Origin of the sequence: Protofrankia sp. Cj5 (genome assembly GCF_917627405.1) — a bacterium.
Classification (GTDB): Bacteria; Actinomycetota; Actinomycetes; order Frankiales; family Frankiaceae; genus Protofrankia.
Genome location: NZ_CAKJTO010000002.1, coordinates 26,690 through 39,364 on the forward strand (window position 1 = coordinate 26,690; position 12,675 = coordinate 39,364).

The 12,675-nt window shown below is 66.0% G+C and carries 6 protein-coding genes, 1 pseudogene and 2 CRISPR repeat arrays (1 of these 9 running past the window's edge); of the genes and pseudogenes, 6 read left to right on the forward strand and 1 reads right to left on the reverse strand.

The annotated features are described in order from the left end of the window. The first annotated feature begins 141 nt into the window (after positions 1-141). The 5 genes and pseudogenes from MJ777_RS00880 to MJ777_RS22935 form a co-directional block, all read left to right on the forward strand. The gene (locus MJ777_RS00880; RefSeq protein ID WP_239372467.1) at positions 142-933 is read left to right on the forward strand and encodes a hypothetical protein; all 792 of its coding nucleotides are present in this window, start codon (positions 142-144) and stop codon (positions 931-933) included. After that, on the forward strand, positions 930-3,248 hold the full coding sequence (locus tag MJ777_RS00885) for a hypothetical protein (protein ID WP_239372468.1): 2,319 nt from the start codon (positions 930-932) through the stop codon (positions 3,246-3,248). Before MJ777_RS00880 ends, MJ777_RS00885 begins: the two co-directional genes overlap by 4 nt. 1,438 nt (positions 3,249-4,686) lie before the next feature. Continuing rightward, a complete protein-coding gene (locus MJ777_RS00890) occupies positions 4,687-4,932 on the forward strand; it encodes a type II toxin-antitoxin system CcdA family antitoxin (RefSeq protein WP_239372469.1) in 246 nt (81 codons plus the stop codon). Beyond that, positions 4,929-5,330 (forward strand): hypothetical protein, encoded by a 402-nt coding sequence (locus MJ777_RS00895; RefSeq protein ID WP_239372470.1) that lies wholly within the window; start codon positions 4,929-4,931, stop codon positions 5,328-5,330. The genes MJ777_RS00890 and MJ777_RS00895 overlap by 4 nt, the downstream gene beginning before the upstream one ends. A gap of 37 nt (positions 5,331-5,367) precedes the next feature. Next, positions 5,368-8,098: a CRISPR direct-repeat array (repeat unit 27 nt; unit sequence GTTTCAATCCCTCCAGGGATGATCAGG). 323 nt (positions 8,099-8,421) lie between these two features. Further along, a pseudogene (locus MJ777_RS22935) lies at positions 8,422-9,087 on the forward strand (transposase); the annotation flags it as partial. 290 nt (positions 9,088-9,377) lie between these two features. On the opposite strand, the gene MJ777_RS00910 reads toward MJ777_RS22935, so the two are convergent. Next, positions 9,378-11,585: a recombinase family protein gene (locus MJ777_RS00910; RefSeq protein ID WP_239372473.1), complete on the reverse strand. Its 2,208-nt coding sequence runs from the start codon at positions 11,583-11,585 to the stop codon at positions 9,378-9,380. 296 nt (positions 11,586-11,881) lie between these two features. Between MJ777_RS00910 and MJ777_RS00915 the strand changes: the two genes are divergently transcribed. Then, entirely contained in the window at positions 11,882-12,250 is a 369-nt protein-coding gene (locus MJ777_RS00915) for a hypothetical protein (RefSeq protein WP_239372474.1), read from the forward strand. A gap of 60 nt (positions 12,251-12,310) precedes the next feature. Continuing rightward, a CRISPR array of direct repeats spans positions 12,311-12,675; the repeat unit is 27 nt; unit sequence GTTTCAATCCCTCCAGGGATGATCAGG (it continues 1,001 nt past the right edge of the window).

The window sequence follows — 12,675 nt, forward strand, 5'->3', positions numbered from 1 at the left end:
GGCTGGTCGGCTACCAGGCTCAGCGGCATGGAAGCGATGGAAACCGATCCAAATCCGGACCGAGTCAGTGGTGAGAACACGCCACGGACGCCTGGGCATCGCTGTGGGGCCACCGAGCCGAGCTGGGTTGAGCAGGTGTTCGTGACCTGCACCAGTGCGGTGAACGCCACGATGGCGCGGGCGTCGCTGTGGCATGGCGGTCGTCCCTGCCCGGCTACGCGGGGCAAGGCGGCAGGCCCCGACCCACGGCGGACGGTGCTCGCCTATTGCGACCGCGGCTGCTTCGACGAAGCCGAAGAGATACTGGCCGCCGTCGTGGAGAAGGTCACGACCGCCGGTTGGCTTGAGCGTTCACCCGACTACGCCCGGCCGTGTGACGACTGCGGTGGTGCCAGCGTGGATGCGAGACTGTCCCTGTACACCGCACGCACAACCGCCGCCGTACTCGGCGAGATGCACCGCCATCGGCGCAAGAATCTCGAGTTGCCGCAACGGCCGGAGCGGGTCGTCGACGCCGACTGGGCAAAGCGGTTGTTCCCCGACCCGGCGGATCGGGCGCTGCTCGTACACGCCCTCACCTGGCTCGGCAGTGACGGCCCGGCGACTGGCGATCCGGGCTGGCCGTTGCAGGTGTGGGCGGAACGCCACGGGCTGGCGCTCCCGGACATGGCCAGGTGGGTCGCCCGTGTTGTCAGTGTGCTGCGTGAGGAAGACCCGCGTCGGTATCAGCGGTACATCGCGGGGCCACTGGCTGCCAAACCGCGTGCAACTGTCCCGTTCAGCGCCGTCGAGCTCGTCGACGGGCATCCTGTTCGGCGGCAGCGACATCGGTACACGGCGGCACCGGGGCTGTGGGAGGACCGCACGCGTACAGGGACACCCATGGCTGTGCCGACCAAGAAGATGACCGCCGCAACGAAAGGCAGGAAGTGAACCGTATCGCTGTGCACGTCGTCGGAGCCTCCGACCTCGGCATGCACGAGCCGACACCCGCCGAGACGGCCACGCGGATTACAGAACTCACCGGCCTTGAGCCCTCCGCTCTCGCTGATGAGCTCGCCGGTACACCGATCGCCTGGTTTCTTCGGAAGATCGAAAAATTGGATGATCCTCCGGTTGGCAAACTGATCCTCATCGCGACCAAGCGGCACGACGATCCGAGGGTGCAGCCGGCAACCCAGGACCTGGCCGAGGCGATCCTCCCCTTCGTCCAGCAGCGGGTGCCGGCAACCACCGTCGCAACGATTCCACTTCCCAGCGTTGCGGATGCCAGAAAGTGGTTGACGGATTTCGTCGACGACGCGGCCAACGCCGTCGACGCACATACCCAGTGGGAGCTACCGCTTGGCGGCGGTGCAACAGGCGTTTTACTGGGAGTGATGTTCGAGCTTCTACTGCATGGGCATAAGTCGACCTTGTGGGCGGCGAACGGAGCCGGGAGCCGGATTTCGCTGCTTCCGCGCGGGCTGAACGCGGCGCCGGCGCGATGGCTGGTGCGCCACCGCTACTACGAGCCGCTCGCCAGCAGCGATCCGCCGTTGGAGGTGCCACCACCGCTGTCCCCGGGTGACGCCGGCTGGGACTTTCTGGCCCGCCGGCAACGCGTCGATGTACGCACCCTGCTCGCCGATCAGCCGAAGGAAAACGGCGCCTGGAAAGTGACGGACGTTGTTCAGGCGATCCTGGCTGAGGCGGTACAGGCCGCGTTCGCCGAAGGACTCGCCCGCGGGGAGATCACCGACGGCGCTGCCGCCCGCACCTGGCTCTGCCTGGCGGGACACGCCGCTATTCCAGAAAAGCGGCTGGTGCCTCCGCTTCCCGATCCGAAAAATCCGACGGTCGAGGAATGGCGTAACAAGGTTGTACGGCTCAGCCACGGCATGCACAAACCGGTACCTCCACCTCCTGTCATCCGCACGATGCAGAACGAATGGGCGACCACTCGGCGGGCCGAGCGCTGCGTACTCCAAGCCTTCCCGGACTGGCCGGTCGCACCCCCGCCGCCGGCCGAACGGACAGTCGTCGTGCTACGGGCGTTGAGCCGGTCCGCCACACCCGACCAGGGTAAGGTCGACGATCAGTTTCTACTCGACCGCATCTCCGAGGCACTCGGCGCCGGGCATGTGCTTTCGTTCGAATTCGTCACCGACATGGCCAGGGTGACGGCCACCCGCGAAGGCGTGGAACGAATTTCGGTGACGGTCACCGACCCCAAACTGCGACCGGACAATGTCGAGAAGTGCCGCGTTCAGCTGTTTGACGCACTGTTGGCAGAACCGCGCGCGGTGGTAGCCGACGAGGTCGCCGTACTGTTGCCGATCGGACGCAAGGCGCTGATGGTGGCAGCGATCCTCGCAGGGATCGAATGGTCGCTGCACGCTGCGGTGCCGCTGACGCTGCTGGTAGCGGAGGGTGACCATGGCCCTGACGGACTCATCATCGAAACGACACGTGTTACGGCAGAGGACACCAGACCGTTCGCCGTCCTGGGCCTTGACAGTGCCCTCGCCCATCTGGGTGCCGAGGCGCTGACCAGACTCGACATCACGCTGGCCGGGCATCTGCTCCAGCGTGGCTCCCGCAAGCTTCAAGCCCTCGCCGTCGAGGTCAACGAGCTTCAGCGCAACGCCTTCGGCGTCCTGCCGCCAGGCACGGATGATCAGACTTCCGTAGCCGAAGTGAAACTCGCCCGCGCCCGGCTCGAGCTGTGTCTGCGAATCGTCGACTCCCACCCATGGGACGCCGCCTATCTCGCCCTCGCCATGCTCGACCACACGTTCCGGACGCCGAAAAAAGCGGAAGAAGTGACGGTTGCCCAACTGGGTCAGTTCGGGCTCACTCAGCGGGAGGGCTGGGTGCCGCAAACAGACCCGCCTGTCCCGCGCACAGAGCCCGTCGGCGATCGCTGGTACTACCTTGCGCCCTGGCATGCGCTCCGAATGACGGAAGGGCCGTCCAGCGATCTACGCAAACTTCGCAACAGTCATCCGCTCTCCCATGCTTTCGTCGATAAAGCCACGCAGGGCAAGAAGGCCAAGCCCATCAGCGTTCCAGAATCCGAAACGGTCGCCACGCTCCTGGATGCGGTAGGCAAAGAGTTGACGGAAGCAATTACCAAGCGCTACCCATCGTTGGTGTTAATGGATCGAGACTTCTTGACGAAGGAACTCGACCGGCTACTCGGGGAGGTCCGGATGTTCGAGGAGAGGTCCGAGCCGGTGGGGCAGTCCGGCGCAGCGGCCGAATAGGTCGCGGCCAGCGCGGCAAAGGTGTCGGTCCGTGCCCGCAGCGGAATAATGTCGGACGGCCTGCGGGGTGCGGCGAGCATCCCGAGTACCCGCAATGCCGCGTTCACCGACGTGTCGTGGTAGGCATCAAGGAATCCGGCTTGGGACAGCGACAGCGGCGTGCCGTCGCGGCCAACCGGGGCGTGCACGGACACATGCTGGATCCGCGCTCCTTCAGGCAGCAGGGATCGCCATCCGGCCGTGAAAGTCCGCACCTGCGCACAGGGCTTTCCGCCGAGGTCCGCGACGACGCCGAGCATATCGGCATCGGGAACAAGAAGCACGACCCGCACGCCGTCGGGCGGCGAGCCCAGCAGCCGGGCGGCCGGCGCCACGGGCGTGGGCTGCTGGGTGAGCGTATGTGCCCACACCTGATGCGTATTGCCGTCCGGCCGGGCCAGCGCGTCCCGCATCAGTTCGTCGGCTAGCCGCTCGTCGAGCCGTCCTCCGCTGGACAACGAACGAGCCAGCAGGGCGAAGCTGTCGAGTCCCCAACCGGTCGCGGCGCCTACCAGCGCCGCGACCGTGTACATTCCGGCCCATTTCGGCCCTGTGACGACCACGCTGTGGACCCCCGGGAGATCGGCCTTGTGCTGTTCCGCCGTGCGTGGCGCGGCGAGCCGCGGCACGAAAAGCCGACCCGCTGGCCATCGTGGTGCGGGCTCCGTGGCGAACGGGACGTCGTCCCATGTCGCGCCGGTTCGTTCGAATGCCTCGGCGAACACCCGCTCCGCGTCGGCCCGGGTGGCGATGCCGTCCCTACGTTCCAACAGAACGTAGTCACCGACATGATAGCGGCAGAGCCGACCACGCCAGTGCGGCACAACTGTCACGGCCCAGCTGCCATGCCGCAGCGCCATCTCCGCGAACAGCGCTCCACCGGCCTCACAATGTTGGCTCTGCAGCAAGGCTCGTTGTTTGCGGACCTGCCGCTCGATCACCGCAAGGCGTCCCGCCATGCCGGCGACCGAATCGTCGACCAGCCCGAACGCCGCGAGCATCTCCAACGGATGGACACCAACCGCACGGGCGAGAACCAGAATGGCATGCGGGTCCACCGCTGTGTCGTTCGCCAACCAGCGACGGATCTTGTCCGTGCTGGACGGCAGGCCCAGCTGTTCGGCAACGGCGGCCGTCAACGCCGGCAGGCTGATCTTTGTACGGCCGAGCGCCTTCTTCATCGCGTCGGCCCAGCGAGCCTGCTGTGGCCTGGAGTTCACCGGCGTCGGTGTGGCGAGCGGCTGGTAACGCCCAGAGGCGTCCGGCGATGGCATCCGAACATCATCGCGTACCCGCTCCGAGAGCTGTTCGCCCCAGCACCACCTGCCGGTCCTGGCCATCCTTGGATCATCGAATATCCGACGACCAACGGAAGCGCATACCACGATATGATCGATGCATGTCCGCTACCACTCGTATCACGGTCACGCTGCCCAGCGACCAAGTCGCCGAACTGAAAAAGATCACAGACAATGTTTCCGGTTACGTCGCCGAGGCTGTCGCACGCCAGATCCGGCACAGGCTGCTCATCGACGAACTGCAGCGCTACCAGGATGAATCCGGCACATTCACGCAGGAGGAACTGACCGACGCGCGGGCCAGGCTCTTCGACGCCGCCGACGTCACCGAAGACACGGCAGTGTGACCAAGCGCATCGAGACGGTTGTCCTGGACTGCGCGGGTCTGTCGGCCTGGATCGTTCAGGACCGCCAGGTCGCCGCCATGATTCAAATCTTCAGCGAACTGGAGTCCGACCTCGTCATCAGCGCTACCACAATCATCGAGGTCAGTCATGCGGGGGTAAACATCCCTCGATTGAACTGGCTGCTCTCGCGGATCAAGGTCGAACCGGTCACCAAGGAGACCGCGAAAGCCTCCGCCCGGCTACTCAAAGAAGCGAATCCGCACGGCCGCAGATACGCGATCGACGCCACAGTGGCCGAGATGGCGCTACGACAGCCGGGACCAGTCGCCATGCTGACATCGGACGTCGATGACATGTCCAAGCTCTGCGGCGGCCAGGTATATCTGATTGCAACCTAAAGCGACTCCACGCTCCGCACCCGCAGCTGCCGATCGGACTTGAATCCCTCCAGGGATGATCAGGGACACCCTCGCGGAGATCCGCGCGTATCTCGCAGGGTTGCCGTTTCAATCCCTCCAGGGATGATCAGGGACCCGCAACGGCCCCACGCACCGCACTTCGCCACCCCGTTTCAATCCCTCCAGGGATGATCAGGGACTCGGCGCAACTGCTGACCTCCACGCCTCCTCAACGTTTCAATCCCTCCAGGGATGATCAGGAACCCGGCCGTGGTGATCTCCGGCTACGCGTCCGGGCTCTAGTTTCAATCCCTCCAGGGATGATCAGGAACTTGCTCGGCCTGCGGGGTCGTTGATCGGGAGGCGCGGTTTCAATCCCTCCAGGGATGATCAGGAACCCGCCGGCAGCGGGCCCTGGTCGACTTCGTCGTGGTGTTTCAATCCCTCCAGGGATGATCAGGAACTTTCGGGTCTTGGTACGTTCCATTCTGTCTCGTCCAGTTTCAATCCCTCCAGGGATGATCAGGAACCCGGAGTATTACGACCTCCACTTCACCAACAGCAGTTTCAATCCCTCCAGGGATGATCAGGAACTTTACAGGAAAAGCGGCATACGTCACTGTTCCCGTAGTTTCAATCCCTCCAGGGATGATCAGAAACCGCTCGACCACCCAGATAGCGCCGTCGGGCGCCTGTTTCAATCCCTCCAGGGATGATCAGGAACTCGGGACCGCCGAATGCTTCCATCGCTGTCCTCCTAGCGTTTCAATCCCTCCAGGGATGATCAGGAACTCGTATCGCCTGTGGCGGCACGGCGCATCGCCCCACGTTTCAATCCCTCCAGGGATGATCAGGAACGCCCATCTGTCCTGGGTCTGACGTCGGCCCGAAAAACGTTTCAATCCCTCCAGGGATGATCAGGAACTCGTCCAGCGCGTCCGCGAACGCGGTGTCCCTCCAGTTTCAATCCCTCCAGGGATGATCAGGAACCGAAGCGCCAACGGCTGCACCGCGCCCACTGCCTGTTTCAATCCCTCCAGGGATGATCAGGAACACGCGTCACCGTGCGGCAGCCACGCCGCCAGCTCGTGTTTCAATCCCTCCAGGGATGATCAGGAACCCGGGCACCCCCCGTAGCCCGGCCGCCACGAAACGTTTCAATCTCTCCAGGGATGATCAGGAACCCGGGGCCAGCTCCATCTCGAGCTCCAACAGCTCGCGTTTCAATCCCTCCAGGGATGATCAGGAACGCGGGACACCAGCGGAGCCACGGAGTCGTGCCGGAGTTTCAATCCCTCCAGGGATGATCAGGAACGCCAGCCTCGAAGCTGCTGCATGTAGAGTGTCGCGAGTTTCAATCCCTCCAGGGATGATCAGGAACTCGACGGAGAGGGTGTTACTCGCGAAGACGGTACCCAGTTTCAATCCCTCCAGGGATGATCAGGAACCGGCGCCAGCCACGCCGTGGCGGTGTCCAGCGGGACATTTCAATCCCTCCAGGGATGATCAGGAACACCCGGAACGGAGTTCCGGCCGGTCGACATCGCGGTTTCAATCCCTCCAGGGATGATCAGGAACTGGTGCCGGCGCGGCGATCAGCCGGGCATGGGCCGGTTTCAATCCCTCCAGGGATGATCAGGAACCGGCGAGGTCGTCGTCGGTGGAGTCGGCGCTGACGCGTTTCAATCCCTCCAGGGATGATCAGGAACGTGGCTGGTCGCCGTGACCAGCATCACGATGGACCGGTTTCAATCCCTCCAGGGATGATCAGGAACAAGCGCCCCCGGATCGAGCTGGACCGCGTACTTCCAATAGTTTCAATCCCTCCAGGGATGATCAGGGACACGAACAGGCGGCCGGCGCCCTGGGCGTCGCGTAGTTTCAATCCCTCCAGGGATGATCAGGGACCCGGCGGCCCCACCGGCCTCGTGTTGCCGCTGCTGTCGTTTCAATCCCTCCAGGGATGATCAGGAACAGACCCACCGGGCCGAATACCTGGCACTGGTAGCGTTTCAATCCCTCCAGGGATGATCAGGAACGGCCACCTGAAGCGATACGGCCTCCACAAGGGACCGGTGTTTCAATCCCTCCAGGGATGATCAGGAACAGCTACTGGGCGCCCAAGTTCGTTTGCTTAGCACTGTTTCAATCCCTCCAGGGATGATCAGGAACAACCTATCCGGGGCTGCGGGTCTCGCTGGCCATCTCGTTTCAATCCCTCCAGGGATGATCAGGAACTCGCAGGGCAGGGCAGGGCAGGGCATGCAAACCCACCACTGTTTCAATCCCTCCAGGGATGATCATGAACGGACGGCCGTGTCGACCACCTGGCCGTAATTGAAGTTTCAATCCCTCCAGGGATGATCAGGGACAAAATGCACGAGATGGCTAAGGCCTACGGGGACATGTTTCAATCCCTCCAGGGATGATCAGGGACCGGCGACGCCATGGCTTGGCACGTCGTCAAGCTGGTGTTTCAATCCCTCCAGGGATGATCAGGGACGGGTCCAGACTGGCCGAACCCGGCACGCCAAAATGGTTTCAATCCCTCCAGGGATGATCAGGAACCACATCCCCCACATCAACACCATTTCACCGCCGCAGTTTCAATCCCTCCAGGGATGATCAGGAACGGGCGAGCGGCTGCAACGGGTGTGTGGGGTCAGCGGCGCGTTTCAATCCCTCCAGGGATGATCAGGAACCGGCGGCGGCGACCAGCCGCTCTATGTCGTGGCGTCGTTTCAATCCCTCCAGGGATGATCAGCTTGCGATTTAAGGTTCTGGGCACGTCAATCCTGCGACCTGACCGTAAGTCATCCCAACCGTGACCCACTCGCCTGCCACCGGCCCGCCAACGGCGGGCCACTCAGGCCCGGCGACCTGGACCCAGGGTGCAGCTGGCATCCAGACAGCAGGACGGCCCTGGCACGATCGTGCGTTGCGAAACCATGATCGGACCAAGGCCGTAAGGACGAGTGTGCCCGACTACCCCGAACCCGTCGACCTCCTCGCCAAGATAGTGACGTTCCGTCGCCAGTTGCGGGACTGTTTCACCCGCCATAGTGACGCCCTGTTCGAGTTGGCGGATGCGATGCTGTGCGCCCAAGGGCCGGTCCGTTCGGCGGCCGAACTCTCCCTCGAGCCAGAGTTCGGCCGCGGTTACGGCTCGGCCTACGCCGCCCTGGCCACGGGTCGGACCGACGAGGTCGCGCTGCGCCGGCTGCTGGTCGGGCACGTGGCCCCGGCCCGGGACGGCGAGCCGCTGATGTTCGCAGTGGACACCACCCCGCTGGCCCGCCCCGACGCCGCCTACGCCGATGACCGAACGATGGTGCAGGTCCGTGGCAAGGGCGGCGACGTGTTCCTACCCGGCTACTCCTTCAGCATCCTGGTCGGTATCGGCTGGGGCGCCTCGTCCTGGGTCGACCCGGTCGAGGCCCGCCGCCTGGCCCCCGGCGACAACCACACCGAGGTCACCTGCGGCCAGATCCGTCATCTGCTCGCAGACCTGGCCGCCACCGGCCGGCAGACCCTGGGCACCCCACCCCCGCTGGTGGTCCTGGACGCGGGCAACGACCCGAGCGCGCTCGCCCACGAACTGGCCGGGGAACACGTCCAGCTCCTGGTCCGGCTACGCGGCAACCGTGTCTTCCACACCGACCCCGGCCCCCGCCCGGCCGGCGCGCGGGGCGCCCCCCGCCGGCACGGGCAGCGGCTGCCCCTGGACACACCCGACCAGCAGCCACCGCCGGACACCGAACGCACCGGCACCTCTCCCCGCCACGGGACGGTCACGGTGCGGGCCTGGCGGGGCATGCACCAGAAACTCGGCCGGGACGGTCACTGGGCCCGCTGGCCACCGGACCGCACGCTACCGATCGTGCGTGGCACCGTCATCCAGGTCAGTGTCGAGCGCCTGCCCGGCGGCCGTAAACCCCACAAGGACATCTGGCTGTTCCACGCTGGCCCCACCGAACCCGACCTCGACCTGTTGTGGAAGGCCTACCTACGCAGGTTCGACCAGGAAAGGAGCAAGCCGCAGTGCTGTTATAACTGCGGCTTGCTTCCATCGTGGGTGTTTCCTCCCGGTTCGGTGTCACTGTCAGTATCCAGGACGGCCCGCTGGTTGGCCAGCCAGGGACGGCGGGTGTGCTGCCCGCGGGGGGCCACGTGCAGGGCGCGTAGCCGTTCGACCTCGGCGGGGTCGGCATGGACGACCCACCTGCGCGGGGAGTCCGGGTGGCGGTGGGCGCGCACCCAGCCACGGCCGACCCAGGTGTACAGGGTGACCTCGGGCATGCCGATTACGCGGGCAAGGTCGACCAGCCACCATTCGTGCTCGCCCAGCGGCGGGCGGGCCCGGGGTCTGGCGGCTGGTTCGCTCAGGCCGAGGGCACCCATCAGGTCGCGGACGCACTGCCGGTTGAAGGTCTGCCGCCGTTTGGGCGGACGGAAGCCCTCCCGGTTCAGGCAGCCCGCGATCTGGTTGGCGGTGTGCCCGGCGGCGACGAGCTCGCGGACCCGGGCGGCCAGCCGCGGGTAGTAGCTGAGCTGGGTCAGGCAAGCTACCGGGCGCACCACCTCCCCGTCGGTGCGGTGCCCGCCGGCCCAGGCCACCTGGACCGTCACACGCTCGCTGACCCCGACGACCTCGACGCGGACTGTCTCAACGAGCAGGCGCAGCAGCTGCTTGCGGTCGGCGTCGGTGGTGGTAGCTGCCTGCCACAGGGCGGGGACATCGGCGGCCAAGGCGCGGATATGGTCGCGTTCGGCGGCGGCGAGCACACGCGGGCGGGCCGCGGCGAACCGGTCGTACTCCTCGCCCAGGCGTTGGCGCTCGGCCAGCGCCGCCTCCCAGTCCTTCTCCAGCTGGCGTACCACCAGCCGGTTCTCGGGCTCGGCCAGCCGGTACTGACGGCGGGCACGGTCGGCGGCGACGTCGGCCCGCTCCAGGCCCTGCCGCCAGATCCGGTCCACCTGCGCCCGCTGCGCCTCGACCTGCTCGGCCGCCGCCAGGGAGATCTCCAACGCGGCCGGAGCGAGGGCTTCGAGCACCAAGGCGGTGACGTGGGCGTCCACGCAGGCACCGGCCAGCTGCTGGCAGGACGGGCTGCCGTAGTCGACCTTGTCGCGGGAGCAGACATAGGCCGGGTGCAGCCGCCCACCCTCCCCCCGCTGGTAGCGCACCGTCATCTTCGTGCCGCAGCGACCGCAGGCCACCAGCCCGGCCAGCAAGGCCGGGCCGTCGCGCACCGCGCCCAGGCCCTGCGCCCGGGAGCAGTTGGCCGCCATCCGCTGCATGTTCCGCTCATAGTGCTCGACACTGATATAGGCCGGCAGCACCCCGGGCAGGTAAGCCACCCAGTCCTCCCGGCCCCGGCGCACCCGCCCGCTGTACGCCCGCCCGGCCTGCCGCCGCCGGGGATCGAAGCCACTGCGACCGTAGGCGTAGATACCCGCGTAGGCCGGGTTGCGCAGCATGTTCTGGATCCCGACCCGGCTGGGCCGACGCCATTCCAGCTCCCCGCGCTCGGGCCCGCCGCGCAGACGCACCCCGACCTGGATGTGGGTGTCGGCCAGGTAGCACAGCACCGCGTTCACGGTGCCGAACCGGTCGAAGAGGTCGAAGACCAGGCGCACCACGGCCTGGACCTGCTCGTCGGGGTCGAGCACCACCTCCCCCGAGGGCCGGCGCACGTAGCCGACGGGCAGCGCCAGCGCCAGCTCACCACGGCGGGCCTTGTTCACCCGCCCGGACCACATCCGCTGCCGGATCAGGAACAGCTCACACTCACTGATCGTTCCTTTGAGCCCCAGCAGCAGCCGGTCGTTGTGGTCGTTGGGGTCATAGACCCCCTCGGCGTCGGCCAGCAGGGTCCCCGAGATGGCGCACAGTTCGAGGAGCTGGTGCCACTCCCGGCCGCTGCGCGCCAGCCGGGACATCTCGATGCCCACCACGATGCCCACATGTCCCAGGCCGACCTCGGCGACCAGCCGGGCGAACCCCGGCCGGTCGGCCGCCCCCGACGCCGAGTACCCCAGGTCGTCGTCGATGACCAGCACCCGCGACGGCGCCCACCCCAGGGCCACCGCCCGCTCGGCCAGCCCGTACTGCAACCGGGTCGACTCGGTGTTGCGTTCGACCTGGGCGAGAGTGGACTGGCGGACATACACCGCCGCCAGGAGGTCACGATGCCGCGGCTGCACCGTGCTCACCGGCTCCCACAGCCCGGCCTGCGTGCCCACCCCGCTCACCCCCGGCCCCGCTCGTCGACGGCGTCGCCGCACGCACGGCCAGCAGGCCCAGCAGGTGCCGCACCGCCGCCCGGTTCAGCTCCGGGAACGCCTCCCATGTCGGGACAGCGATCGCAGGGTCCGCCGTTGGGGGGGCACGGCTGCGTCTGGCACCGCGACCCACCTCCCTCACCCACACAGCCCCGCGCCTCCCGCAGCCGCCGCACGGCTGCGACCAGGGCTAACAGGGCATCCACTCCGAGGACGGGAGTTTTACCCACATCGGGGATTTTTATGTGTGCAGTGCGGCTTGCTCCTTGAACAATTTCCACCGGTTCGCGAAGGTCTACCTCGGTTTGCGTGCCGTGCACCTGGCTTCCGCGCAGGCCACCGACCGGTGGGTGCAGCTGACCATCGCCGCCTACGCCCAGCTACGCATGGCCTCCACTCTCGTCGATGACCTGCGCAGGCCCTGGCAGTCCAAACCCGCGCCGGGCACCGTGCTGAGCCCTTACCGGACCCGGCTGGGATTCCGTCGGCTCCGCGCGAAGATTGGTTCGCCCACCAAGCCGGCGAAATTCAGCCGGCCTGGCCCTGGACGGCCTAAAGGATCGACGAATCGGCCGAAGAGCACGTGCCCGCCTCACCGCACCAGCACCAAAGGTGAACGTAGCCACGTAGAGTGACCTTAAATTCCAAGATCAGGGACACCTGCGCAAGGAATACACATGGCTGACGTCCCTTCCGTTTCAATCCCTCCAGGGATGATCAGGGACTCCATGACGTCGCGGTGTGGGCCGGGCGCAAGGACTGGTTTCAATCCCTCCAGGGATGATCAGGGACATGCCGGCGATGTCGCTCACAGCCTGGTCGCGCGCGGGTTTCAATCCCTCCAGGGATGATCAGGGACTCGAGGCCTTCCGGTTGGCGTCCAGCTTCCGGCAGTTGCTGTTTCAATCCCTCCAGGGATGATCAGGGACAGCAGGCCCGCGGCTGCCCCGAACGCCCACCCTCCAGTTTCAATCCCTCCAGGGATGATCAGGGACAATGCAGGGCGCAGTTGACCCCAGCGTCGTATCGGTGGTGTTTCAATCCCTCCAGGGATGATCAG

Bases quoted from the DNA above. Each gene is read 5' to 3' on its own strand.
- MJ777_RS00890 (WP_239372469.1), top strand. From the start codon at position 4,687: ATGTCCGCTACCACTCGTATCACGGTCACGCTGCCCAGCGACCAAGTC.